General features: G+C 33.2%; 23 protein-coding genes. 5 read left to right on the top strand and 18 right to left on the bottom strand.

The window, feature by feature from the left end; translation table 11 throughout:
* Positions 1 to 336: 336 nt before the first annotated feature.
* From LC076_RS10665 to pucL, 7 genes are all read right to left on the bottom strand, one after another.
* Entirely contained in the window at positions 337 to 462 is a 126-nt protein-coding gene (locus tag LC076_RS10665; protein ID WP_226668514.1) for a DUF6254 family protein, read from the bottom strand.
* A gap of 78 nt (positions 463 to 540) precedes the next feature.
* Positions 541 to 1,041 (bottom strand): hypothetical protein, encoded by a 501-nt coding sequence (locus LC076_RS10660; RefSeq protein WP_226668513.1) that lies wholly within the window; start codon positions 1,039 to 1,041, stop codon positions 541 to 543.
* Between the two features lie 423 nt (positions 1,042 to 1,464).
* Complete coding sequence (locus LC076_RS10655; RefSeq protein ID WP_226668510.1) at positions 1,465 to 2,724, bottom strand: ArgE/DapE family deacylase; 1,260 nt, start codon at positions 2,722 to 2,724, stop codon at positions 1,465 to 1,467.
* Complete coding sequence (locus tag LC076_RS10650) at positions 2,717 to 3,964, bottom strand: Zn-dependent hydrolase (protein ID WP_226668507.1); 1,248 nt, start codon at positions 3,962 to 3,964, stop codon at positions 2,717 to 2,719. The genes LC076_RS10655 and LC076_RS10650 overlap by 8 nt, the downstream gene beginning before the upstream one ends.
* Positions 3,965 to 4,062: 98 nt before the next feature.
* Positions 4,063 to 5,370: an allantoinase AllB gene (gene allB, locus LC076_RS10645; RefSeq protein ID WP_226668504.1), complete on the bottom strand. Its 1,308-nt coding sequence runs from the start codon at positions 5,368 to 5,370 to the stop codon at positions 4,063 to 4,065.
* A 281-nt stretch (positions 5,371 to 5,651) separates the two neighbouring features.
* Positions 5,652 to 5,993, bottom strand: coding sequence for a hydroxyisourate hydrolase (gene uraH, locus LC076_RS10640; protein ID WP_226668502.1), 342 nt, complete (start codon positions 5,991 to 5,993; stop codon positions 5,652 to 5,654).
* Complete coding sequence (gene pucL, locus LC076_RS10635) at positions 5,990 to 7,477, bottom strand: factor-independent urate hydroxylase (protein WP_226668499.1); 1,488 nt, start codon at positions 7,475 to 7,477, stop codon at positions 5,990 to 5,992. The genes uraH and pucL overlap by 4 nt, the downstream gene beginning before the upstream one ends.
* Positions 7,478 to 7,694: 217 nt before the next feature.
* On the opposite strand from pucL, the gene LC076_RS10630 reads away from it, so the two are divergent.
* A complete protein-coding gene (locus tag LC076_RS10630) occupies positions 7,695 to 9,374 on the top strand; it encodes a PucR family transcriptional regulator (RefSeq protein ID WP_226668497.1) in 1,680 nt (559 codons plus the stop codon).
* A gap of 238 nt (positions 9,375 to 9,612) precedes the next feature.
* Here LC076_RS10630 and LC076_RS10625 read toward each other — a convergent pair whose 3' ends face one another.
* The 10 genes from LC076_RS10625 to LC076_RS10580 form a co-directional block, all read right to left on the bottom strand.
* Positions 9,613 to 10,140 carry a (2Fe-2S)-binding protein gene (locus tag LC076_RS10625; RefSeq protein ID WP_226668495.1) on the bottom strand — a complete coding sequence of 176 codons (528 nt, stop codon included), beginning with the start codon at positions 10,138 to 10,140 and terminating at the stop codon, positions 9,613 to 9,615.
* A 39-nt stretch (positions 10,141 to 10,179) separates the two neighbouring features.
* Positions 10,180 to 12,453 (bottom strand): xanthine dehydrogenase subunit D, encoded by a 2,274-nt coding sequence (gene pucD / locus LC076_RS10620; protein ID WP_226668494.1) that lies wholly within the window; start codon positions 12,451 to 12,453, stop codon positions 10,180 to 10,182.
* A gap of 236 nt (positions 12,454 to 12,689) precedes the next feature.
* Positions 12,690 to 13,568 (bottom strand): FAD binding domain-containing protein, encoded by an 879-nt coding sequence (locus LC076_RS10615; RefSeq protein WP_226668492.1) that lies wholly within the window; start codon positions 13,566 to 13,568, stop codon positions 12,690 to 12,692.
* Positions 13,565 to 14,218, bottom strand: coding sequence for an NTP transferase domain-containing protein (locus LC076_RS10610; RefSeq protein ID WP_226668490.1), 654 nt, complete (start codon positions 14,216 to 14,218; stop codon positions 13,565 to 13,567). The genes LC076_RS10615 and LC076_RS10610 overlap by 4 nt, the downstream gene beginning before the upstream one ends.
* A 109-nt stretch (positions 14,219 to 14,327) precedes the next feature.
* A complete protein-coding gene (locus tag LC076_RS10605; RefSeq protein WP_226668488.1) occupies positions 14,328 to 15,326 on the bottom strand; it encodes an XdhC family protein in 999 nt (332 codons plus the stop codon).
* 126 nt (positions 15,327 to 15,452) lie between these two features.
* Positions 15,453 to 16,796, bottom strand: a complete 1,344-nt coding sequence (locus LC076_RS10600; protein ID WP_226668487.1) for a 5'-deoxyadenosine deaminase — start codon at positions 16,794 to 16,796, stop codon at positions 15,453 to 15,455.
* 353 nt (positions 16,797 to 17,149) lie between these two features.
* Positions 17,150 to 18,499 carry a hemolysin family protein gene (locus tag LC076_RS10595; protein WP_226668485.1) on the bottom strand — a complete coding sequence of 450 codons (1,350 nt, stop codon included), beginning with the start codon at positions 18,497 to 18,499 and terminating at the stop codon, positions 17,150 to 17,152.
* Between the two features lie 875 nt (positions 18,500 to 19,374).
* Positions 19,375 to 19,959: an HAD-IA family hydrolase gene (locus LC076_RS10590; RefSeq protein WP_226668483.1), complete on the bottom strand. Its 585-nt coding sequence runs from the start codon at positions 19,957 to 19,959 to the stop codon at positions 19,375 to 19,377.
* Between the two features lie 5 nt (positions 19,960 to 19,964).
* Positions 19,965 to 20,699 carry a metallophosphoesterase family protein gene (locus LC076_RS10585; RefSeq protein ID WP_226668480.1) on the bottom strand — a complete coding sequence of 245 codons (735 nt, stop codon included), beginning with the start codon at positions 20,697 to 20,699 and terminating at the stop codon, positions 19,965 to 19,967.
* 68 nt (positions 20,700 to 20,767) lie between these two features.
* Positions 20,768 to 21,802: a hypothetical protein gene (locus LC076_RS10580; RefSeq protein ID WP_226668477.1), complete on the bottom strand. Its 1,035-nt coding sequence runs from the start codon at positions 21,800 to 21,802 to the stop codon at positions 20,768 to 20,770.
* A 365-nt stretch (positions 21,803 to 22,167) separates the two neighbouring features.
* Here LC076_RS10580 and LC076_RS10575 point away from each other — a divergent pair, with 365 nt between their 5' ends.
* From LC076_RS10575 to motB, 4 genes are all read left to right on the top strand, one after another.
* On the top strand, positions 22,168 to 23,190 hold the full coding sequence (locus LC076_RS10575; RefSeq protein ID WP_226668474.1) for a potassium channel family protein: 1,023 nt from the start codon (positions 22,168 to 22,170) through the stop codon (positions 23,188 to 23,190).
* 786 nt (positions 23,191 to 23,976) lie between these two features.
* Positions 23,977 to 24,132, top strand: coding sequence for a hypothetical protein (locus LC076_RS10570; protein ID WP_226668473.1), 156 nt, complete (start codon positions 23,977 to 23,979; stop codon positions 24,130 to 24,132).
* Between the two features lie 127 nt (positions 24,133 to 24,259).
* A complete protein-coding gene (gene motA, locus LC076_RS10565) occupies positions 24,260 to 25,060 on the top strand; it encodes a flagellar motor stator protein MotA (protein WP_226668470.1) in 801 nt (266 codons plus the stop codon).
* On the top strand, positions 25,053 to 25,820 hold the full coding sequence (motB, locus tag LC076_RS10560; protein WP_226668469.1) for a flagellar motor protein MotB: 768 nt from the start codon (positions 25,053 to 25,055) through the stop codon (positions 25,818 to 25,820). Before motA ends, motB begins: the two co-directional genes overlap by 8 nt.
* Positions 25,821 to 25,873: 53 nt before the next feature.
* Here the strand turns inward: motB and LC076_RS10555 are convergent, their stop codons facing one another.
* Positions 25,874 to 26,329, bottom strand: a complete 456-nt coding sequence (locus LC076_RS10555) for a MarR family winged helix-turn-helix transcriptional regulator (protein ID WP_413465967.1) — start codon at positions 26,327 to 26,329, stop codon at positions 25,874 to 25,876.
* Positions 26,330 to 26,777 lie beyond the last annotated feature (448 nt).

Here is a 26,777-nt window from a genome sequence, read left to right as displayed (position 1 = left end):
GCCTTTTTTAGAGACTAGATCTAAAACAAGCGTTAAAAACACTTGTAAACTACCATAGGTATGATGTAGATGTAAATTATTGGTTTCTTAGCTTGATGACATTGAAGCTGAGCCTCCTCGGCAAGCCTGCGGGGTCTTAGCCTTTCCTCAATTCCCGTAGGTGCCCGAGTATCTTCCGCTACATTCCACTATGTTCTTAAAAATAGTATCCAAAATCAAAAAACTATAGAAGATGGCAAATAAAAACCCGAACTATTAGGCGAATGATTATTTCATATATCACCTAATAATTCGGGTTTATCATTAGCTTTAATACTTATGTCCCAACCTTTACATTTAACTCTCTTTCTTTTTTCCGCCCTCTTCAGCTAACTGATCAAATGATTTTACTTTGCCATGTGAATTTTGTGATTGTTTACGAACTGTCCATTGACGTTCTTGCTGTGATTTTGATTGTGTCATTGTAGGTCTCCTTCATTCGTCATTTCGCCTCTTAATTTAGAAGCTTTTTTATTTTTTCCTTTAACTTTAATTTCATTCTTATAGATCTTTTGAGGATTTATTATTTCTTCCGAAAATAAGAAATAGTCCTACAATTATTAAGATTGCCGGCCAAAACGATAGAATATTAAATGTAAAAAGGTTTTGAATGATGAAGACAAATCCTAAACCTGATAAAATAAAGATTGGAATAAGTAACCCAAATTCTCGTCCGCCAAATAACCATAGCTCAGTTAATCCTACAGCAACAGCTAACATATAAATTGGCCAAGTATAAGCTGAAAAGCTCCAATTCGTCATTTCTTCAAACATAAATAACATACTTAAAACAAATAATATACCTCCTGGTACTAATAATCCTGCTTGCTGTTTCCTAGCACCCGTTAGAAAAAAACCTACATGAAAACCAATTGATACAAACAGTAAAATTAGCGGCCATGAAACGCTCCAAAAATTATCAATAAGTCCTATTGATTGTAAAGAAAAGATAATACCAATTCCAACTAACAAAATACCATAAATACTTTTTCCATTTTTCATCCATTCAACCTCCTTTTAAGAAAAGGATAAGAAAATAAGAAAGAAGATGAGCTCTTTACCATTCATATTTGACTTATCCTAGATATAAAGGGAATTATTCTTCCCGTTATTTATACTTCTGGATCTAATTTAAGACAATCTTCAAATTCTTCTTTAAATATACTTTATTGGTCATACATTTTGTTGAAAAAAATGAAAAAAATTCTAATTTATATCAAATGACATCTTTTTATAGTTGCTATTACTATTCGGCTAGTTCATAAAGCTCTTACATAGAAGCTACACAAAAAAATAAGTGAAATTTCACATTCTTTCTTATTCATAAAAATAGACCAAACCATTAAGATTCAGCCGTTTCATATCGCTTTAGATAATTTTTCAAATAGGATAGAATATGATGACTTTATCACTATTTTTTCCCATTTATTGATTTTTCAAAAGATCAAATAAACTGAGCGCGACTATCTTTGTAGCTTTCATTAAATCATCAATTTTCACATGTTCATCTGCTCGATGTCCATTAGCCTCTACTAATGTTTTTGGTCCTGCTCCGTAAAGGATAACTGGAATTTTCTTCTCATAGAAGTGTCTTGCATCTGTATATAATGGTGAACCTTGTACAGGAATATCTACATTTAAAAGATCCTTTGTATTTTTCACAATCGCCTGTACTAAAGGAAAATCCTTATTCACAGGTCCAAAGCTTTTTGCCAATAGTATTTGTTGCATTTCTATTTTTATTTCTGAAGAATAATTTACTACTGCTTGATGAATAATAAACTTTAATTCTTCTTCAACTTTTATCGGATCTTCTTCAGGAATTAATCTTCGATCGAGGCGAATCGTGCATTCTCCCGGAACTACATTTGTGTTAATTCCACCATTGATTAATCCTATTACTAATGTTGGTGATTTAATTCCAGCAATATTAGAAGTTTTTTCAATCAATGAATGTCTATAATCATATAATGCCTGTAAAACCTGTGTCATTGCTTCTATTGCATCAATTCCAAATTGAGGTTCAGCCGCATGTGCTATTTTTCCTTTTAACTTTACCTCCAAATGTAAGCATCCATTGTGTGCATTGATTAAAGAATACGAAAAGCCTGGACAGATCGCTAAATCAGGATTAATATATTGATTTTCTATTAACCATTTAGGACCAAGCGTACCTCCAATTTCTTCATCAAAAGTAAAGGCTAGCGATATTCTTCCTCTTAACTTATCGGCTACTTTTCTAAGTGCTAGTACAGCAAATGTATATACAGCAATATCTGATTTAGATACTGCGGCACCTCTACCATATAATTTCCCATCAATAATACTTCCACTATAAGGATCAACAGACCACCCAGATCCTGGAGGAACAACATCTCCATGCGAATTCAACGTTATCTCCATACTGTTCTTATCTTGAAAATTTTGAAATGCAACAACATTCACTCCATGAACCATTCCTGTCTTTTTCACCTCAAGTTGAGGAACTTCATACAACGTAGTATCTCGAAATTGGAATAATTTAAGCTTTTCTGCTATTACTTTAGCAATTTCTCGACAATCACCAGGAGGATTATCTGATGGTGTAGCAACTAACTTTTGTAGAAATCCAATTAACTCTTCTTTATTTAATTCAATTTGTTCTAAAATAAGTTGTTTATCTTTTTCAATCACACGATTAATCAATGACTACATCCCCTTTATAGCCTGAAATATTCAGTACTGTTTCAAGAAGAACCTTTGTTCCAATTTTCATATCATGACATGAAACAAATTCATCAGGATGGTGGCTAATTCCATCTTTACATCTTACAAAAATCATTGCTACTTTAGTAATATCACTTATGGCCATCGCATCATGTCCAGCACCACTAACCATTTTTAATGGTCTGATTGAATTGTTTTCCAACACATTCTCTATGATTGATACATACTCAGTACAACAATAAACAGGAGAAATTGATAAAACTTCATCATAGTGAAACAATAAACCTCTATTAAGACAAATCTTTCTTATTTCTCGAAACGCTTCTCGAATAAATGTTTGTTTTCTTTGGTCATCTACATCTCGCGCATCAAGTGTAAATGTCACACGACCAGGAATTACATTGCTTGCCCCTGGTTGAATCTCAAGCTTACCTACTGTTGCCAATATTCCTTCTGTATTTTTAGCCGATTTTTCCAACAATAGAATAGCTTCTGCTGCACCAGTAAGAGCATCTTTCCTATTTTGAAGAGGGACTGTTCCTGCATGCCCTGCATTTCCTTCAATACAAATAGTATACCTGGATGCACCAGCAAACCCTGTTACTATACCACATGGCAAATTATTTTCTTGTAAAATAGGACCCTGTTCTATATGTAGCTCAAGATATCCTAGTAAATCATCAACCTTTCGTTTTGCATTTTTATAAAGAGAAGGGTTTAATCCGATTCCTAATAAAGCCTCCGAAATTGAGCAACCATTATCATCTTGTATTTCCAAGTCTTTATCTGTTAATGTACCAGCAATAGCTTTACTTCCAAGAAATGTTGTATGAAATCTTGTACCTTCTTCATCACAAAAACTCACGACCTCAATAGGGTTAGTAGGTACTATTTTATGATCGTTTAAAAATTGAATCACCTCTATAGCAGAAACGACTCCAAGAACTCCATCATATTTTCCCGCATCCACCACTGAATCAAGATGTGAACCTATCATTAATACAGGTGAATCAGAATATTTCCCCTCATATCTTCCAATGATATTATTCATCGCATCCCTCATTACTGACATATTGGCTTCTTTCATCCATTCAATAATCAGCTCTTCTGCTTTAAGGCTTTCTTTTGTAAATGGTAGCCTTGTTACTCCTATAGATGGTAAAGAGCAGGTAGATAATTGCTCAATTCTCCTTTTTAATCTGTTTTCATCAATACACATAAATTCCCCCTCCTCTCTACTGGGTTACAAGGGTGTGGTCACCACAATTAAAAATTCATGAAGTAAAATATCAAAATAAAGGTATTTTCACTTTTTTCTTACACCTGATAAACTAAATCTCCATTTACAAATGTATACAAAACTTGCCCCCGAAATTTTTTTCCTATATACGGACTTTGTTGATGTTTATAAAATAGATGCTCCTTTTTTAATTCAAAGGATTTTTCTAAATCTATAATAGTGAGATCTGCATCGCTTCCGACCTCAATTGTTCCTTTTGCAGGATATAATCGAAAACGTTTTGCAGGATTTGTAGCAGTTAATTTAACGATTGTTTCAAGAGGAACATTCCTTTTCCAGTAACCTTCTTCAAGAAGCACATTTAAAGATGTTTGCGCACCTGAAATACCTCCCCATGCTTCAAAGATATTCCCTGCTTTCATGGAACTTGGTGATGGAGAATGATCAGACCCAATTACATCAATTTCTCCCCTTTTAAGACAGTCCCATAGCATCTCTACTTCGGTATTATTACGAAGTGGTGGTGCACATTTTGCGATTGCTCCTTTTTCCTCAAGGTCTTTTGACGTTAAAGAAAGATAATGAGGACATGTTTCTACCGTTACATTCACACCTCTTTGTTTCGCTTCAAGAACTTTAGACACTACCTTACTACTTGTTACATGAACAATATGTGTTTTACAGTTCGTAAGTGCAGCATAAGTTAATATTCTATCAACTGCCTCTATCTCTGATTCTATAGGTCGAGATTTTGCATAAGACTCTGCAGATAGCATTTTGTTTTTTTTCATTTTCTCTGTTAAATATGTTACTATTGCTTGACTTTCTGCATGAACAGCTAAGATAGCTGACAACTGAGATATTTTCTCCATCGCTTTTAGAAGTTCGATATCATTACACGATTGAAAATCTTCAATACCGCTTGATGACATAAATGCCTTAAATCCAATCACACCACAGCTTGATAATTCAGCTAAGTTTTCGATATTTTCAGGAACAACTCCACCCCAAAGTCGAAAGTTAGTGATCGATTTCTGCATTCCTATTTCATTTTTCAGAAGATAGGCTTCCTTATTAATTGTAGGGGGATAACTATTTAATGGCATATCAAAAAATGTTGTTACACCACCGGCAGCTAGACTTTTACTTCCTGTTTCGAATCCTTCCCATTCTAATCTCCCTGGCTCATTAAAATGTACATGTGTATCAATTAACCCCGGGAGAATATAATAACTGGAAGCATCAATGTCAACTTTTGATGATCCCTTAATTTCTCTATTGGTTACTTTTGTGATTTTTCCATTAGTAATCACAATATTTCCTTTTGTCACTCCTTTTTCAGTGACAATAAAACCATTTCTAAGAATAACATCGTAAACATTCACAAAATCATCCCTTTAGCGTGATTAGAAATACGAAAGATAAAAACCATTTCAGATTAGAAATAAAAGTTCTCCTTACCTCAATTTCTATTCGACTTAAAACCTAGAGAAAAAATCCTGTTTCTGCTTAATAAAATACGATTAATTCAACCGAACTGATGTTGACTAGTTTAGATACAAAAGAATCTTAAATGAAATTCAACTGTATTCTCACCTTTCCATAAAATTTGCTGCCTCTTATATTTACGATTCTTTACTAGATAAGTGTGACAAATTACCTCTTTTCAACTTCCACGATATGTTTGATAACTCCACGGTGAGATTAGAAGCGGAATATGATAGTTAGCTTTTCTTAATTCAATTCCAAATCGAATCGGCACCTGATCTAAAAACATCAAGTTTGATGTTTCTCCACTTTCTTTAAAATAATCACCTACATAAAATAACAATTCATAGATTCCTGCAACCTTCAGCTGCTGAGGAGGTACACGTCCATCACAATCCGTTTTCATTTGTGTAAGAAATACCGGTTTTTCTTCAGTGAATCTCCACAACTCAATTTTCATATCTTTTGCAGGTATTCCTTTTGCTGTATTCAATACGTGAGTTGTTAAATCAACTGTCATCCTTGAGATATCTCCTCTGCCTCTTTTTTCACGTCCTCTTGATTCACATCTTCTCTTGTCATCGTGAAACCTTGAAATCCAAATGGAAGGCGTGGTTCTGTGTATACCTTACTCGAAGTTCCTTCAATATGTTCAACAACGGTCTCCCATGTACGATTTTGAGATTGAAATGTTACGTCAGATAGTTCTGGAAAACGGATTAATATTTTCAAACCAATTTGATAAATTAAATGTTGAATAGATTTTGTTTCTAGATGATGAAAAACGTTTATTGCGATATCCTTTACTTGTTCAGGTGAAACATAGAGCTCTGGAAAATCTCCATATGCATCTTTTGAATTTTCATATCTCCAATTAATGGATAAATAAATAAACAATGGACGATTAGCCGTTTCAGGAAGAGTTGTGAACTCATCACGTATATATCCAGAAAATGAATTGCCACTAATTTTGATTAGTTGCAAATCCTTTATTCCACTTGTTACAGTTAAAATATCTATGTTTTCTTTTTCATTCTTATTTGCTTGAAGATATGAAGTCCATTGCTCATTTCTTGAACGGTTAAATACACTCTCACTTTCAACGTGATCATCATTCTCTGAAACAAATGTGGGGAGAAATGGCACTTCTTCTGCTGCCAACTTGATTGTTTCAAAATGAGGATATGTTTCCAGAAATCGTTCAGCTACAAATTTCAGAAAACCTTCTATCGTAGTTCCTGTATAGTATGCTAGATGTTTTTGAATAAAATTTTTCATAGAATCAGTTGCAACGACAAGTTGATTATCTCCTTCTGAAAATGAGGAAAATAACTGATTGCCTCCAACTTCAATTTTAATATTCCATCCGAAAATATCATTTTTGATTTCAGTTACTAATGATTCAGGTATCTTTCTTAATCCTGTTAAAGGCTGAAGATTCGTTCGATAAACAAATACATCGCCTTTTCCGTAAAACATTGTTCGACTATCCATTGAATACCCTCCCTCATTACATACAGAATCTCTTAATCTGAAAAATGAAATTTTATAGATTTCATTTAACGCTGTATGAAACTCATCACGATCATTATTTTTTACTCTTCGTTTCATTGCATCATAAATAGAATGTTTATTATGTCCTCGAACCGCTAATACAAATGGAAAACCAAATTTTTTAACGTACTTATTATTTAAAAGATTTAATCTCTTATATTCTCTTGAATTTAATTGATCTAAGCCTGCTTGTTTTTGTTCGATTTGAGAAGACGAAGTCAATTTTAATTTTGACCCTAGATCAGGGTGAGCTTGAATTAATTCCAGTTTTTTCTCTTTTTCTGATTTTTCAACAACTTTTACCATAAAACGATGTAATTGTTGCACAGAATGAAACGGTGCATAATCCCATGTCTTTTCAGCAATCCAAGGTGAATGTTCAAATACCCAACCAACTTCATTGATAAATTCCTCTTTATTGAATTGGTTTACTTCATAAATTGATAGCAAATGATCACCCTATTCATCTTTTTTATTACCACTAGTAACAACATATGTTATATTTATTAACATATTAAACGTTTTATGTATCACTTGCATTAGTTAAAAACACTAAATCTTTAAAAGAATTTTAGATAGTTTAACTAAATCTAAGATTAATAAGGACATTTTTTCATTTAACCAAAAATATAATGTGATATTACCTAACAAGAGTGGAGGGGTTTTTATGAAATTGAGTGAGCTACTACATATTCCTGTATTTACAAATTCAGCAATTGTAGCAGGTAAAAGTGGGTTAGAAAGAACGGTTCAAACAATAAACATGATGGACGCACCAGACATTACCGATTTCTTAAAACCACATGAATTATTAGTAACAACCGCTTACTTTATTCATGAAAATTCAAATGATTTAATTAACCTTGTAAAATACATGGCTAGCAATAATTGTTCCGGTCTTGGCATAAAAACAAGACGCTATCTACAAACCATTCCTAATGACGTTATTGAAGTAGCGAATAAAGTTAATTTACCAATTATCGAATTAACAAACGAGCATTCATTAGGAGAGATTGTGAACGAATCATTAAGTTATATTCTAAGAAAGCAAGCAAAAGAATTACAATTTGCCATTCAAACCCATCGAGAATTCACCAAACTTGTCCATAAAGGTGAACAACTCCCTAAACTCATTGATCGATTATCACATCTTTTAAATAAACCCATATTATTCATTAATCATATGAACACATCTATTGTTGAAACCCATCATTTCAGAGGAAATAACATGAAAATTTTAGCTAAACAAATTGTCCATCATTTAGCTGAGAATGAGTGTTATAGTAAGGATCAGAGTTTTTGCTTTTCTGTTTTCACCCCTCTCCCTTTAAAAGGACAACTCGTTTATTTTTTCCCAATCGAAACATACTTAAAGAAAAGCTTTCTTGTTATTGTTGGCTTAGATTTCCCAATTGACACATATACACTATTATCAGTAGAACAGGTCTCAAATGTTATTTCATTCGAATTACTCAGACAACAAGCTTTGTCCGAAAAAAATTTACATATCAAAAATAATTTCTTCGAAAATTTGTTAGTGAAAGACATTCCAGATCACGAATTAATCCATCAAGGGAAGCAATATGGATTAAAACCGGACAAATACTATCATGTTGTGGTATGTAAAGTAGATAACACAAATGATTTAACAAATTCTTTAATATTTTCCAATACGTTTCAATGGGATAGCTATTATCACTCCATATATGAGCAACTATATTCTAAGATATTAAGACAAAATATTGAATGTAGCATTTTTATCAACAAAGAAGTTTTCGTTATTTTATTACCTTATGATTCTACCGAAAAGCAATCAGAACAGCAACTTCTTCAAATAGTACGATCTTTACAGCACGATATGAGGGAACAAGCTAACATACCTGTATCTTTCGGAATAAGCCCTACCAGAGATGACTTGCGAAGCATACACAAAGGCTATTTAAACGCTTTAGACGCATTAGAAATAGGATTAAAAAAAGGTAAATATCCATTTATACAAATTTACCATACAAAAGATATCACTGAATTACTTCAAATGATTCCTACAGAAAACCTAACAGAGTTTTATAATAATACATTAAAAGTTTTAGCGTATCCAAAGAACAAGGATTCACTTAGTTTGATTCACACAATGACAGTATTTTTAGATAATCATTGTCAAATTGCTGATACTGCAAAACAATTATTTGTCCATCGAAATACTGTAGTTTACAGAATTGAAAAATGTGAAGAAATGCTAGGAATTTCATTCAAACAATCTGAAGACACATTAAAAATAAGAATTTCATTATTAATTAGAGATATTTTAATAGAAAAGTATCCCCATTTAGATATGGTAAGCAAATGAACCACCATAAATAGTTGCTTTATTCGAATCGTACCGTTGAAGCAAAGGGCAAAATCTGATCGACAAAGTTAAGAAGACTCTAACTCAAATCTGGCGGAATTTGGACTAGAAAGAAATAAAATTAACTTGATGCAAGCTAAAAAGCAACAAAGCACCCGAAAAACAACAAATAAATTTACAATAAAAGCCGATCACCAAACTATTTACGAAAGTAGATGAACGGCTTTTATTGATGCAATTAATCATTTATTTTTAGTGAATTTCTCTGTTCCTTAAAAGACTCCACAGCTCGAAGAATACCATTGTAACCTGTACACCTACATAAATTACCAGCTAAATGGTCTTTGATTTCTTTTTCACTCGGGTTATCAGTAGAGTCTAATAAAGATTTTAGCGCTACAACCATACCTGGAGTACAATATCCACATTGTAGAGCTCCCTCCTCTAAAAACGCCTGTTGTAAAGGGTGCAACTCCTTTGAAGCAATATTCTCAATTGTTTCAATAACAGTATGATTTATTTGATAAGCCATCACTAAACAGGAGGTCACAACTTTTCCATTCATTAAAACTGAACACGCACCACATCTGCCAATTTCACATGAAATCTTTGTACCAGTCATATTTAATTCTTTTCTAAGAATGTCTACAAGACGATATGCTGGAGGTATTATCAACTGCTTATTCAATCCATTAATCATAAATGTTACATTCAATAAATTTTCTATTGCTATTTCATTCGGTCCATCTACTTCACTAGCTTCCACACTAATTCCCCCAGACATGTATAGTAACTATTTTTCTACTCAATTGGATAATATAGTTGATGTAGATTCAAGTTGATTCAACAAGTTTTCAGGTGAAACCGGTAGCTTATTTACCCATATTCCTGAAGCATTAAAAATAGCAGAAGTTATCGCAGGTGCAATCGCCACAGTTCCAATTTCGCCTACTCCTCTCGGTCCAAAAACATCACCCTCAGCTAAAAACTCATCTACCTCAACATTTGAAAAATGAGGAATATCTTGAATAGTAGGTAGAAGATACGAATCAAAGTTTTCAATTTGATAATGAGCATTCTCCATTAAAGAATCTTCTAGTAACGTAAAGCCAAGCCCCATAATAGCTCCACCTTCAATTTGACCCAAATACCCCATTGGATTGACTACAGGTCCCGCTGAAACAGCATGATCCATTTTCGTTACCTTCACTCTACCTGTTAACAAGTCTACTTCCACCTCTATCGCCACAGCTGCAAATGTATATAAATAGTGACCTCCAACGACAGGATCAGGTGTTGTCGGAAAATGAAATTCAGTTAACAATACAGGTAAATTCTCCTTTACTATATGAGCAATCTCTTTATAAGTTAACACTGGATTAACCTGGTTTTTTTCTTCCCATATACCATTTTTACCTAATCTTAAATTCTTTGATAGAATACCAGTAAACTTAGATACTATTCCAAATAATTTCTCTTCCCATAGCTTCTTCAGTTTATTAATACCTTGCCAAATCATATTGGTAGATCTAGAGGCTGTTGATGATCCTGATTTCGGCACCAAGTCAGTGTCTCCAATCACAATACATAAATCATCTTTTTCACAAAAAAGCATTTCGGCCATCATGATTTCAATAGAAGCGAGAAGACCTTGACCACATTCTTCAAATCCAAACGCAATTTCTATCTTGCCATCTTTTTTTAACGATAACCTAGCACCAGAAGGATCCGGTCTTCCGTACCCAAGGCCTCCACCATGCATTGTTATCGCAGCACCTCTTCCACGCAATATCCATTCTTCTTTCTTTTTTATAGGTTGTTTAATAATAGAAGAATTCTCTATCATTTCCAAAACTTTTTTTGCTCCGTTATGTGGCACAACTCTCTGCCCTAGCGGACCTACATCATCTTCATTTCTCACATTCTTATATCGAAAAAGAAGCGGATCTTCATTCAACATCTCAGCTAATCGGTCCATTTGTGACTCCAAAGCGAATGTTACCTGATTTCCCCCAAAACCTCTAAATTCTCCCGCAACACCGTTATTTGTAAAAACAGAAACTCCTTCTACATCGACATAGGGTATAACATATGGACCTGTTGAATGTTCAACAGCAAAATCTAACACTGCTGGTCCTAATGTCGAATAAGCCCCTGTATCCGCAACAATTTCAACAACATGACCTACTAACTTCCCTGTTTCATCCGCACCAGTTATCATTTTTATTTTCATAGGGTGTCTTTTGATTCCAGATAGAACAGATTCTTTTCTAGTATGATGAATTTTCACTGGTTTTTTTGTTAATTTTGCCAAAATAGCCGCATAAGGTTGGATATTTAGTTCATCCTTTCCACCAAAAGATCCACCAATGGGGCTTGAAATCACTCGAATTTCCTCTTCCGACATATCTAAAATTCTAGCAAGCTGCAACCGATCCTTAAAGCCATGTTGTGTGGCAGCATAAACAGTGATTTTACCATCTTCCTCCGGGACAACAACTCCACCCTCTGTTTCCATATAACCATGCATTTGTCTTGGAGTTTCATAAGTCTCCTCTACTACATAAGGACAATTGTTTATCTTCTCCATAACATCAGCACCTTTTTTATAGGATGCTTTGTGGAGAATGTTCCCATTTGGATGAAGCTTTATCACTCCATCTTCCAATGCCTTTTCAGGATCATCAATTACAAAAAGTGGTTCATAATCCACTTTGATTAATTGCAGTGCTTTAATTGCTATATCTTCACTTCGAGCTGCGACCGCAGCTACTGCATCTCCGACATACCTTACAACATCTTCACATAAAACTGGTTGATCTTGAACAATGAGACCAAATCCATTTAAACCCGGAACATCTTTATAAGTAATTATAGCAACAACTCCATCTAATTTCTTTGCTGAATTAGTATCTATAGATTTTATCCTGGCATGAGGATAAGAACTTCTCAATACTTTCGCATAAAGCATTCCCGGAAACGTATAATCTGTTAAATATTTCAACGAACCTGTGACTTTTCCAATTCCATCAGGTCGTATTTTCCATTGATTTTGAAACTTATTTTTGTCTAACTTCATGATTTCCCCTCACTTTCGTATAGACACTTTTGCATGTGCTCTTTTCTGATAGATGTTGCTAATTGACGTCTCTATCTGCTAGAGCCAGAGTTTGATCGAATAAAAGATACTATTAGTAGAAGGAAAGAGATCACTAAACTTTATAGAGAGTTGTTTCCATCAGGATTCTAAAAACAACAAAGTTTATGAAAACACCTTTGTAAAAAATAACATTAATAAAACACTACTCCACATTATTAACCAGATACTAATTGTCTTTTCAATTCGGATACAATAATATTTGCAGCAACTTTTTTTCGATAATGGTCTGTCAAAAAAACATCTGAATAAGAGTTAAATTCATTTAGAATTTCCGAGTAAATTAGTTCAGAAGAAAATTCACAACCCTCTTTTTTCAAAATCTCTTCAACACGATAAAGTCTGACAGGATCATGATTTCCACCACCAACAGCGAGACGCATATCTCTAATATTCCCATTTTCACACGATGACCACTTCCCACTTACCGACACAATAGCAGAAGTAAATGTTTCACGCCTACCAACTTTTTTGTAAAAATCACTTGTTTTTGTTTTTACACATGGAATTCTTATATCGATTAGTAAAAAAGAGGGATCATGCTGATCATTAAGCCAATCTGCTAAGCTTTTAGTCACTATCTTTCCATTTATTAAAAAAGTAACCTTTGCATTTAACACTAGTAATACTGGTAAAGAATCACCTATCCTACTAGCCACATTTCCTCCAATAGTTCCACGATTACGAACTGCTGGAGCAGCTATGTTTTTACAAGCTGTTACAAAAAGCGGACAGTACATTATCGTTAATGCATGATTAATACATTCATCAATTGTCGTTAAAGCCCCTATTTTAACAAATTGTTTCTGATCCTCTAAATGCATCTCAACATTTTTTAATTCTTTCAGACTTTCTAAACTAATGATCCTTTTTGATATAAATTCACTTTTTTCCCAACCAAGTTGCAACAAAGTCCCTCCAGCAACATAAACTCCTTCTTGAAATTTAGATTTATATTCCAAAGCTTCTAAGATTGTAAGAGGGCTAGACACTTCTATATCCGTTCTAGATAATACTTCACTATTTTTATTATTCAACTTTTATCACCTATTTTCATGAAATGATGATTTTCATACCAAGACAATAAGTTATTTTTCGCATAGAAATAGTTACCGAGTGTGTCAATATCAAAAAGTTCATTTTTTTCACCTTCTACGTTCTTACCTAAAAAAATACTTTTTTTCAATAAAGATCTAGCTCCCTGATCACCGCTTATTTTCAATAACTGATCAAACACAGTATCATGGAATAAAATTGGCGGTTTTAAGACGCCGTGAATACTCGAAGCGACATAATCTTCTACATGTTTGGAAGTTAAAATAAGTTTATTAATTCTTTCCAACGTGATAAAAGGTTGATCAGCAAGAAAGACAATAACAGACTTCGCATTTAACTGCATTGCCCTTAATACACCTAACCGCAATGAATTTGATTGTCCCTCTGATGAATGTTCATTTACAACACATTCCCATTTATCAGACGATGATTGTAATGACCGTGAGTTTCTTAACCACGATATACCTTCTTGTTTTTTTGTAATAATCAACAAATAATCAACCATAGAGCTCATAATTTCATTTAAAGCAAATGTACCTAAAGTTTCTTTTCCAAAAGGCAATGACAACTTACACGTCCCCATGCGACTACTATTTCCAGCTGCAAGATATATACCAATTATCTTTTTCATCGCCTTTTTCTCCCTTTAACTGACTCTATTAGACATTTACATTGTTCTCACACTAAGAAAAACTATTTTTCATTCAAAATCAATAGCTCCTACTTCAACATTGTAATTTTTAGACCCTCTGTTTTACACTAATGATTTCTGCGATAATACTTACAGCGATCTCATTAGGACCTTCGGAGCCAATTGGCAATCCAATTGGAAAATGAAAAAATGCTGGAATTGCTCTTCCCGATAAAAGTTTCTCAGCACGTGTTCTCGAACCTAATATCCCAACATATTTCAATCGTTTTAAAAGAAGTAAATCAATTAATTGTTTATCCTTTTCATAACTGTGAGTCATTAAAATAAACGCATCTGTTTCTCTTAAACAAAGCTTCTGTTCTAACTCTTGAGGAAAAGCTATTATTCTTTCATCAGCATGCGGAAAATAATCTTCGTTACAATACCCTGTTCTCCAATCAACAACAACTATGTGATATCCTAATTGTTTTGCAAGAAATGCCAGAGGTACAGCATCAGGACCTGCACCATAGATAATTATTCTAGATCTTGCTTCTATCTTTTTTATGAAAAGGTGACTTTCACATGCTTCAAATTCAATTAATTTATCTTCTTGTATAAACTCAACGTCCGGTATATTTCTTTTCCATTGACCAAAATAACGTTGATTATCTAACCAAAATAAATAATCCATCACCTGACCTGTTTGAGAAATCGCCCTAACAAATCTAACATCCTGACCATCGTTAACAATGGTCAGGATGTTAGCTAAATCATTTGATAGCACCTGTGTAACAGACTCAATTAATACTTTAACAACACCATTACAACCACTACCTTGACCCCAAGAAAGATCATCTTCAGCAGATAAGTCGTAGGTGATTAGTTGGGAGGGTGGTTGATATCCATATTGAGAAATTCTTTTTTGTAAATCTACTTCCAAGCAACCTCCACTTAATAACCCCACTTGAGTACCATTTTCCTGAAATAACATTGTTGCCCCTTCTTTTCGATACGAGGATCCATCAACATCAACAATGGTAGCAAGAACTTTTTTATAAGGAGATTGTGAAACAACTTTCAAAATTTCATAAATATCCGTTCTCATTGCAATTCTCCCCCCCCTTACCTTGTGCATGTTTAGTTACTGGAAAAAGAGAATCGCAAGGTGTTTCGTTTAAGCATCAAACATTAAACTAATAAAAATAGAAGTGATCAACCAATCCGTCTCAAATTACATCGCAAGCGTTTGATTTTCTATTCTACTTAACAATCTTTTCATTGAGTTGTTAGCTTCTTTTAATACAATTGATTTATCCATTGTTTTCATGATTCTATTTTCCATGACGATTTTCCCATCAATAATCGTCGTTTCTACATTACCTCTGGTTGCCGAATAAACGATTCTTGAAATAGGATCTACTTCTACTGATGGATATGTGTGAAAATCATTCAAATCTAAAATGACAAGATCTGCTTTCTTACCTACTTCTAAACTGCCTATCTCATTTTCAAGTCCCATCGCTTGAGCTCCACCGATTGTAGCCATCTTAAATACTTTTTTTGCATCCATAGCTGTAGGACCATGTATCGGTTTTTGGATTAAAGCTGTTAACCTCATTTCATTGAACATGTCTAAATTATTGTTACAAGGAGCTCCGTCTGCACCAATACTTAAAAATACATTATTTTCGAGCATTTCAGGTGTCTGTGCCGTTCCGGAGGCTAGCTTTAGATTTGAGCCTGGGCAATGACTTACTTTTATTCCTTTTTCTTTAATGATTCTTTTTTCTTCCTCATCAAGCCAAATACAGTGAGCTAAAATAAGTTTAGGATTTGCTAAACCAATGTGATCTAAATAAACAATATTTCTCATTCCTCGTTCAGATTCAACAATCTCAATTTCTTTTAAATTTTCAGATGCATGTGTGTGTACTCTAACATCATAATAAGCCGACAATTCTCTAACATTTGTTAATAATTTTTCCGTACAAGAAATAACAAATCGAGGTGAAAATGCGTATTGAAGTCTACCACGATCAAAGTTATTCCATTTCTCAAGAAGATTAACACTGTCCATTAAAGAATCTTCTGTTTTTTCAAGAAGATTTTTTGGAACTCCCTCTCCTTTATCCATCATTACTTTACCTGCAATTGCTCTAATACCACTTGATGCAAGAGCTTGAAAAGCAAATTCTGTATGCCTCACAGTTTCCATGTCAATAATTGAGGTTGTTCCACTTTGTATTAATTCACCTAATCCTAATAGTGCCGAGTAATAAATGGACTCTTCATCATGTGCAGCTTCTAAGGGCCATATTTTCTTAGATAACCAATCTAACAGCTCTAAATCATCTGCCTGACCTCTGAACAAGGTTTGACAAAGGTGAATATGACTCTGAATCAACCCAGGTATCACCGTTTTTCCAGCCGCATTAATAACCTTGTCAACCGTTATCCCTTCAATTCTTTCAGCTATTTGACTAATCCGGTTATCCTCAATCAGTAAATCGCCTTTGAAGACTTCATACATTTCATTTCCTGTAATGATTTCAGCTTGCTTGATCAGTATACTCAATAAAACTCCCCCTCTAAGATGGAAAAACAAACAGAAACTACTTAATGTTAGTTAATATCACATTATATGTTATGTATTTTTATAATAGTCTGATTAATTCAATATGTCATTGTATACATTCACTAAATCATCTGAATCACGTTGTATAAAACAGCTAAACTAGAAAATTGATTCTCTTTTTATTGTCAGAATTTATAACACAAATAATAGTTCACTTATAAAAGATCATTTAGTAGCCATTCATAAAGGATCAATCATGGATCTTTATGAATACATTGTTGCTTCTTATTAAAATTTATTTTAAGTATAAAAATCGTTAACGAAAAAAAAGAACCTACATTTGTAAGTTCTTCTTAAGAAGTTGCTATTTTCTTTTCTAATAATGGTTTAGGTGTTGGTAATAGTTCTGGTTGTTTTTGAAAAATTTCAATTGAACGAATGTGGTGGTTTTCCATTTGATTTACTTTAAATATATGTGAACCAAACTCAACGATTCCTCCACGTTGAATATCATAATTCTTCGTTAATATCCAGCCGCCTATAGTATCAACATCAGAGTCGTCAATATCCAGACCCAATAGATCGTTTATTTCACTAACAAGCACTTTACCATCAATCACATATTTTGAATCATTAATTTTTTGAACAAGAGGTACTTCATCTGCATCAAATTCGTCACGAATTTCTCCAACAATTTCTTCAAGAATATCCTCAACCGTAACAAGTCCAGCTGTACCACCATATTCATCAATTAAAACTGCCATATGAGTTCTTTCCCTTTGCATCTTTAAAAGTAGCTCATGAATTGGAATAGATTCAATCACTTCCATTATTGGACGAACATATTTTTTTATTGAAAATGGCTGTTCATTTTCGAAGTGAATGAGATCAGTAAATATTTCTTTTATATTTACAATACCAATAATATGATCTTTATCACCGTCTACTATTGGATATCTTGTATACTTCTCATCTTTAATAATTTCTAATTGCTCCTGAATTGGTGCATCAATTGATAAAGAGATGATTTGTGTACGTGGTACCATAATCTCTTTAGCTATTCGATTATCAAATTCAAAGATCTTATTCACATACTTAAATTCAGATTGATTGATTTCTCCACTTTTATAGCTTTCAGATAGAATAATTCTTAACTCTTCTTCACTATGAGCTAGTTCATGTTCTGAAACAGGCTTCAAACCAAAAAGCCCTGTTATAAATCGTGCAGATCCGTTTAAAACCCAAATAAACGGGTACATTAAACGGTAGAAAACCATTAAAGGCTTTGCAAACCAAATGCTAATTTCTTCAGCCTTTTGAATAGCCACCGTTTTCGGTGCCAATTCACCTACAACAACATGCAAAAATGTAATAGTCATAAAAGCAATTGTGAAAGAAATGACTGTTGAAATGGAGTTAGGCAAATTAACTTGTTCCAAAAATGGAACAAGTAAATGTTCAATTGTTGGTTTACCAAGCCAACCTAGCCCTAACGCTGTAATAGTAATACCTAATTGACAGGCAGATAAATAACCATCAAGATTATCAATAACCTTTTTAGCTGCTACTGCCTTTTTGTTTCCTTCTGCAATTAATTGGTCAATACGAGAGCTCCTAATTTTTACAATGGCAAATTCTGAAGCTACGAAAAAACCCGTAAGAGCGATTAAAATTGCAACAAGCAACAAATTCACTATGTCCAAATAAGCTTCCTTACTCCGTCAAAAACGGAAAAGGAGTCACCTCCTGAGAGTTATATATAATTAAATTCTTTTACAAAGTATTTATATCTCTAGCGTCCGCTTGGAGAACAATAAGGGATGCTAGTAGACTATTCATTTTTAACACTGCCCCATATTATCACCCCACAGTTTTATTAAGATAATCATAATACGAAGAAACTATGCAGTCAAACATAACACTTACCCGATTTCTTAAATAAATATGTGATAATACGGTTAATAATACCTTTTACAATAAAAAACAACAGAATATGATCAAATTTGAAGTTTTTTACGTTATATACGTGATTTGTAGTTATATATCATTTCTAAATTCTAGAATCTAACTTGTGTAGACAACTCTAATCGTCCGGTTTCCAGGAATGACATTAAAAAATTTCCGCGAATTATAACGAGTTTGTTGGACCATCACATTTTTCATAGTACATATATCAAAAATACTCTTTAACATAGGCTGTTTTCACAAACTATGTGGCTTTTCAATATCCGAAGCAATCGGCAATGTATTAGTCTAGTGGCATACTGTCTTCATAAAATAAAACCCTTATAGTGACAAAACACTGTTGTTAAACCAAGTTTTTGGTTACATAGCAACAATCTTTCAGAAGAGCGCCTTAACATAGGAGTGTTTAATAAAAAGGCTATGTTAAAGCTTATGGTTGATTTTTAGCACTTGGTTGATTGGAGTGAAAGGCATGAGACTCCTGCGGGAGAAGCGTGTCGAAGGGAGACCCCACAGGCGCTTGCGCCGAGGAGGCTTCCGGACCGCCCGCGGAAAGCGAATGCCTGTAACGGAATTCAACCACAAAGTTTAACAGAGCCAATTAAAATAACGGTTAATTAATCGTCACAATGTCAAAGAAATTTTCATAAGATTTCAAATAAAAATCGGCACCTTTTTCATCATTTTGAAATAAACATGTTTTTAGACCAATCTCTTTAGCTGGCAAAATATCTAACTTTCGATCTCCTACAGCAAGATGGAGACTATATTTTTTATGTAAATATTGATAAGAAGCTGGGTTGGGTTTTCTAGGAAAACCATCATCACCTGCAACTATTTCGTGAAAATAATGATTCCAATTATAATAATCTAATATGGTATTAACTTCATTTCTTGGCTTATGTGTCATGATTACATTTAAACTTGAGGTTTTTAAAACCTCTTCAACGAAAGGAAAAGGCTTTTTTATATGAGGAGATAATGACTTTTCTTTCTTTTTAAAACTTAAGACGTCTTCATCTGTTAATTCAAAAAAATTTGCTGCATGTGTAAAGGATTTCTTCAATTCTTTTAATATATCAGCATGTGAAACACGTCCCTTTAATTGATCATGCATGACCATTGTAAATGCTGGATATGTATCAAATAGTGTTCCATCAAAATCCCACAAAATATTTAATTTCTTATTTCTTTCCATATATCTCAATCCTTTATCCCTCGATATTTAGCTGTGGTTAATTCCTTTATATAAGGTTGTAAATCAGGCATTTCTTTATTCTTCGCTAGTTGAATAGCTAGTTCTATATCATAAGGAACCCTTACGAATTGAATTGCCATACTAGACTCCTTGTTAGACTGATAATCTCCCTCTAATATGGTATAAGAAGCTTGAGTAAGATCTAGAGGATTACCAACACTGCCTGCATTAAATAGCGTTTTCCCCTGAAAATGCTGAATAAACGCCTGATGAACATCACCGTAGCCGACTACATCTGGTGATATCTTATTAAAACCTGTATGCTCTGTATCATCAAACATACTTAAACGCTTTTCGATTGAATCCCATGGCTGTATTCTAGTATACACACTATGTGGTGAAGCATGATATAAGCGAATGAATTTTCCACTCATGTAAAAATCAAAAGAAAACGGTAAAGACTCGAGATAATGAAAATGATCATTATTTAATCTATTTTGGTGCCATTTCAATGTTTCAAACTCAGTTTCCTTTGTGATGAAATCATCCCAATTTCCTTTAACGACTATTTCACACTCATTTTTAATTATGTCAATAACTAAATCAGAGTCAGGTCCTTTTCCTACTAAATCACCTAAGCAAATAATCCTCTGTATATGTTTTTCTCCAATATCCTTTAAAACTGCATTAAGTGCAGGTATATTTCCATGTATATCAGAAATGATCGCAATTCTTTCCAACATGCGTCCCCCTTCTTGTATTACTTCAACAATCTAACTAATTCTATAAATCTAGCATATATTAAAACCTATATTTTGGGTAGCTTCTTTACTATAAGTAACACCAGCATAACTAAACATAAATAGCCGAAAATTGGGTACAACGAAGAAATCAAAGAGCTATAGCCAATTTTACTTATAAATGCTGCGACACACAAAATTGCACATATAATAACCATCCTAGGTACTTTAATATAAGATAGAATTTGTTTTTCTAACCCGAACAGATTTCCTATAACAGATGTAAAAACTTCTCCATATATAACCGCAATATAGATGAAGTGAAATGAATACAATGCTGTTTTCATCACTTCTGCCATCGGTATATCATATTGTAGTAAATTTGGTAAAGTTGATAATGCAATATGACTGCAAATTAAAATTAATGTTAGGAAAATCCCTCCAATAATACCTCCTCTTTTCAACACCTTTTCATCATTTATTTCATTAGCGAGTGGAGCTAAAACTGCAGAAGCCATTGTTAAATTAAAGGCTGCATAAGAAAAAGCTGCTAAAATCCAGTTAATTGAAGATGATGATGTACCATCGAAACTTGTAAGGAAAGGTTCTATAGAAAAAGATTGAATCGCAAGCATCACACTAAATAAAATTAACATTGGCACTACAATAAGATTGACACCATATAAACCCCTCACACCAAAAAACATCACACAAATCGTTAGCAGTATTGTTATAATGACACCTATTCGTACTGATAGACCAAGCTGTTCATTAAAAATCGCTCCCGCACCTGACAGCATTATTGATGTTAACCCTAATAAAATAACCAACATAAATCCGTTAATAAATCCACCAAACTTCTTTCCGAACAAAAAAATCATTAACTCTTGATATGATGTTGCGTTTATTCGTTTTGATAAAATTAGCATTTTGGTTCCTATAAAAATAAAAAGCAGACCAACGACCAAAATACCTGCTAGTCCATAAATACCGTATTTTGTAAAAAACTCAACAATTTCTCTTCCTGTTGCGAATCCAGCTCCTACAACCGTTCCAACATATACTGCTGCAACTTGTAAGGAAGAAAACCAAGATTTTATCATCTAATACACCTCACCCTTGTCACATAAAGCTTGTATCATTATATGAAGTTAACCTTAGATGATTCTTTAATATTAAAATCTTATTGATCAAGAAGTAAAATTGATTTTAATCTTAATGTATAAATATGTTAAACTTTTTAAAGAAGGCTCTTTTCTGAACAAATGTTGCTATGTAACCAAAAATTTATAGTGAAAACAGTGTTTTTTCACTATAAGGGTATTATTTTATGAAGAAAAGATGCCACTAGACTTAATACAGTGCTGATTGATTCAGGTTTTTAAAAGCAACATAGTTTGCAAAAACAGCCTTAAAGAAAGAGCAAATAATAATAGATGCCTCCATTTTTCTATAGAAAGGTGAAATTATGATTTTTATAAGAAGACTATTTTTAAAAGCGATTCAAATGAATAATCAGCTTCTAATCTTTGCGACACTTACTTTAGTACTCTCAAGCAGCTATATTATTTACTTTTTGGAACCTGATACATTTACCAGTCCGTTTGAAGGACTTTGGTGGACAATGACAACAGTTGCTACTGTAGGTTATGGAGATGTATCTCCTACTACTGTAGAAGGAAAAGTATTTGCCATGTTTTTATATATCGTTGGAATTGGACTAATGACGATTTTCATTGGTAAAGTTATTGATTTCTTCAGTATACGGAAGCGATTAAAGGAGGAAGGTAGATTGAAAGTCACGACTGAGAATCATATTATTTTAATCAATTGGACAAAAAAAGCAGCCATTACATTAGATGAACTTCTAGCTACTTTTAATAAAATACATATTGTTATTATTGATGAAAATCTTAATAAAGTACCAGTTTTACATGAAAGAGTTGACTTTGTTCGTGGTAATCCTGCTGATATAGAAGTTCTTCAACAAGCAAACCTCTTAAACTGTAAATCTGTGATGATTTTTTCACCTGATGGTTTAATGACTGCTTCCCAGGCTGACGGACATACTTTATTAATTGCTTCAACTCTTGAAGGACTTGGAAGGAAACACAAGAAAAATATTTATACAATTTGTGAGGTTTCTAATTCAAACCATATTCACGCATTTCAACATGTTGATGTTGAGGAATTTATTACAGCAAATGATACAGCAGCACATTTAGCAGCCCGTTCGATCATGTTTAATGGATCAAGTGAAATTATCCGTCAGCTTACAAGTAATGAAGGATATGATTTATACTCAATTCCTAACAAACAAGATTGGATTACATTTGATGATGCTAACAAGGCTCTTTCTGCAAAAGGAGCTATACTAATATCACACGGAAGTGATTTATCAATTATTAATCATCCTGAGAAATTGATACCTAAAGATGCAAAACTCTTTATCATATGCAATGATAAAACTTACTTAGACATAATATCTTGATTGAGTCCATAAACATAGAAATCTTTCGAAACTGGGGGCCTTTTGCTCCCCAGTTTTTTGTTTAGCTGTTACATGGTAAAAACAATGAACTTAACATTAATATAGTAAGTTCTTAGCAAATGAAACAAAAACAGACTTTTGTTTGTACCTTGTCATGCATCGCTTTTTAACACATATACATGTTAAGAGGTGTTGAAATTGATAAAGTACTCTAATTTATACATATTAGCTTCCTTCTGCTTTTTACTAATTAACGGATCTGGCATAGGATTTGTTTTGTATCAAATTCGTCTAGGACAAGTTTTTGGGATCTGCTTTTTTTGCCTTACTAGCTTACTAGGATCACTGTTTGCATCACTTGCTTCCGAGAACAAAACAACCTTCTATTCCCGTCTTTTTTTCTATTGCAATCTTGTTATAGCATTTCTTCCACTCTATTATATAGGACTATCAATATTTCTTGACTAATTATAAAGAATGTCTTTTCCAAAGGCTCTTTTCTGAACGATTGTTGCTATGTAACCTAGATTTGGAGTGAAAACAGTGTTTTTCACTATAGGATTCCTATTTATGAAGAAAAGATGCTACTAGACTTAATACAGTGCTGATTGCTCGTGTATTTAAAAGCAACAAAGTTTGCGAAAACAGCCTTTCCAAATCAGTCTAAGGTCTTATTACACTAAGTCATTTTTACGATGTAAACTTCCTTCATTCACACGACGTAACAGGTTTTTTCTTCCATTATGATAAAGATAACAAAATGTTATTATAGATGGAGGAAAGAACATGTTCATAAATGAATATGCACTAAAAAAAATATATGAACTACAAAGTAATTACCTGAATGAACAAATCTCAATAAAAATAAGAGATGAAGCAAGTAAGATCCCTTCAAATGATGATCCAAATATGAAAAAAGGCAAAAACTCACATAAAAAGTGAGTTTTTTGTTATGCACTTCAAAAACTTTTCACATCTTTCGACAAGTTCTTCGATAAATCCTAAAGGTTTATTCCTATCTTCCGATATAATAGGTATGAAAATATTATAAGAAAATTGGTGATTTACGATGGATAAAACGTCAGGAATTGGAATGATACTTGCTATTATCGCAGTTGGAGTCGGGATGTTTATGAAAGGCGTTAGCCCAGCGGTATTAATAAACCCAGCTGCTTTATTAATCATTATTTTAGGGACAATCGCAGCAGTAACAATCGCTTTTCCAACAGATGAAATTAAAAAGGTTCCTAAGTTGTTTGGTATTATTTTTAAAGAGAAGAAAACGGCTACTATTCAAGAACTTATTCCTTTATTTTCGGATTGGGCTCAAGTAGCTCGTAAAGAAGGTCTTCTTGCACTTGAAGCTAAACTTTCAGAAGTTGATGACCCTTTTTTAAAAAATGGATTACTCATGGCTGTAGACGGTCAAAATGCTGAATTTATTCGTGATGTAATGTCGGAAGAGATCGAAGCAATGGAAGAACGTCATCAAGGCTCTGCTGCTATCTTTACACAAGCTGGCACATACGCACCGACACTTGGAGTTCTTGGAGCTGTTGTTGGATTAGTCGCTGCCTTATCTGACATGTCAGATACTACAGCTTTAGGTCATGCAATTAGTGCAGCCTTTGTTGCAACTATGTTGGGTATCTTTACTGGCTATGTTATGTGGCATCCTTTTGCTAACAAATTAAAGAGAAAATCAAAACATGAAGCTAAAGTGAAGCAAGTAATGATTGAAGGTGTTTTATCTGTATTAGAAGGACAAGCACCTAAAGCGATCGAACAAAAGCTTGCAACTTACTTGCCAGTTAGTGAAAGAAATCAAATAAACTCTTCAATCGCTGAGGGAGAGAGTGTAAATGGCTAGAAAGAAAAAGCATAAACATGAAGATGAACATATGGATGAATCTTGGCTTGTTCCCTATGCTGATTTATTAACACTAGTACTTGCATTATTCATTGTATTATTTGCAATGAGCTCAGTTGATGCTCAGAAATTCCAACAATTAGCAAGAGCATTCAATTCTACATTTACCGGAGGAACAGGTGTATTAGAATATCCAAGTCCAACTCCAGATGGTGAATTAGAGCAATTAGATGTACAAAAGGAACAGGAACCAAATAAAGAGGCAGTAGAAGAAGCACAAAAGAAACTTGAAGAAGAAAACCTCAAAAAAATTCAAACAAAAGTAAATTCTTATATTGCTAACAATAAACTCGAAACACAATTAAAAACAACACTCACAGATGAGGGTTTATTAATTACCCTCTTAAATGATATTTTCTTTGATTCAGGAAGTGCAGCTATTCGTAATAAAGATAAAGAATTAGCTTCTGAAATCTCAGAGCTTCTTATTATGAGTCCTCCTAGAAATATTATTATTAGCGGACATACTGATGATGTGCCCATTAAGAATTCTGAATTCGATTCTAACTGGCATCTAAGTGTTATGCGTGCTGTAAACTTCATGAAGATATTAATCGATAATGATAAATTAGATCCAAAGGCATTTAGTGCCAAAGGATTTGGAGAATTTAAACCTGTTGCATCTAATGAAACAAAGGATGGAAGACAAAAGAACAGACGTGTAGAAATACTTATCTTGCCTAACGAGCAAAAAAACTAATTACCAATGAAACAAAACGGATCAACCTTTTAATGGCTGATCCGTTTTATTTCTTATTCTTTTTTAAGTAAATCATTTGCGTGATAGCCTACTTTTTTAATAAGCTGGATTGCTAAAGCTTTCTCTTCCTCTGTTAAAGCACTTACAATTTCATCAATTTTTTCTTGATGAGGAGGAAATATTTCCTCTATTAGTTGTATGCCTTTTTCGGTAATTTGAGCGTGTGTAACTCTTCGATCTTTTGGACATGCTTTTCTAATAATTAATTGTTTTTGCTCTAATTTATCAACTACATATGTGATACTTCCACTCGCTAATAAGATCTTACCACCGATTTGCTGCAAAGGCTGATCACCTTTATGATATAGTAACTCTAAAACCGCAAACTCGGTAGGGTTTAAGTTAAACGTAGAAATATGTTTATTTACAACATCGTTAAAAGCTCGATGTGCACGGGAAAGTACGATGAAGAATTTTAATGAATCTTCAATTTGCTTAGTTTTTTCCAATATCATTCAACCCTTTTAATATTTATCTTGAATTCAAAGTAATTAGCATTATAATAGACGAAGTTGGTTACTAAGTCAAATGTTTCTTATAAAAGTTGATGTTCCATACACATCGCTCATTGTCTTTTGACTTACCTCTTCATTCCTATTTTACACAAAAGTTTTATTTCAAACAATAAAACTTTTGTTACCCATTTTTTTAACATATTGTCTCGATCTAGATGTCCGTTTTCAACAGAAGCGAAGAATAGATTGGAATGGTATGAGCCTTTATCTAAGATTTGTCAAAATAAATATATGACCAGAAGATATAAGTCTTCCATTCTAAATAACAATGTGCTAATGTCAAATACCATAGTGTATATTTTTAAAAAATTCAAATGAATATCTTTACTATATATTAAAAATTTCTTACTATCTAATACATAATGCATAGTTAGAAATAATA

This window comes from Metabacillus litoralis (genome assembly GCF_020524045.1).
Classification (GTDB): Bacteria; Bacillota; Bacilli; order Bacillales; family Bacillaceae; genus Metabacillus; species Metabacillus litoralis_C.
This window is presented reverse-complemented; position numbering and strand designations above follow the sequence as displayed.

Bases quoted from the DNA above. Each gene is read 5' to 3' on its own strand.
- LC076_RS10665 (WP_226668514.1), bottom strand. From the start codon at position 462: ATGACACAATCAAAATCACAGCAAGAACGTCAATGGACAGTTCGTAAA.
- LC076_RS10605 (WP_226668488.1), bottom strand. From the start codon at position 15,326: ATGAGAACGGATATTTATGAAATTTTGAAAGTTGTTTCACAATCTCCT.
- LC076_RS10610 (WP_226668490.1), bottom strand. From the start codon at position 14,218: ATGAAAAAGATAATTGGTATATATCTTGCAGCTGGAAATAGTAGTCGC.
- pucD (WP_226668494.1), bottom strand. From the start codon at position 12,453: ATGAAGTTAGACAAAAATAAGTTTCAAAATCAATGGAAAATACGACCT.
- uraH (WP_226668502.1), bottom strand. From the start codon at position 5,993: ATGACAGTTGATTTAACAACTCACGTATTGAATACAGCAAAAGGAATA.
- LC076_RS10660 (WP_226668513.1), bottom strand. From the start codon at position 1,041: ATGAAAAATGGAAAAAGTATTTATGGTATTTTGTTAGTTGGAATTGGT.
- LC076_RS10630 (WP_226668497.1), top strand. From the start codon at position 7,695: ATGAAATTGAGTGAGCTACTACATATTCCTGTATTTACAAATTCAGCA.
- motB (WP_226668469.1), top strand. From the start codon at position 25,053: ATGGCTAGAAAGAAAAAGCATAAACATGAAGATGAACATATGGATGAA.
- LC076_RS10570 (WP_226668473.1), top strand. From the start codon at position 23,977: ATGTTCATAAATGAATATGCACTAAAAAAAATATATGAACTACAAAGT.
- LC076_RS10590 (WP_226668483.1), bottom strand. From the start codon at position 19,959: ATGGAAAGAAATAAGAAATTAAATATTTTGTGGGATTTTGATGGAACA.
- LC076_RS10650 (WP_226668507.1), bottom strand. From the start codon at position 3,964: ATGTGTATTGATGAAAACAGATTAAAAAGGAGAATTGAGCAATTATCT.
- motA (WP_226668470.1), top strand. From the start codon at position 24,260: ATGGATAAAACGTCAGGAATTGGAATGATACTTGCTATTATCGCAGTT.
- LC076_RS10580 (WP_226668477.1), bottom strand. From the start codon at position 21,802: ATGATAAAATCTTGGTTTTCTTCCTTACAAGTTGCAGCAGTATATGTT.
- LC076_RS10575 (WP_226668474.1), top strand. From the start codon at position 22,168: ATGATTTTTATAAGAAGACTATTTTTAAAAGCGATTCAAATGAATAAT.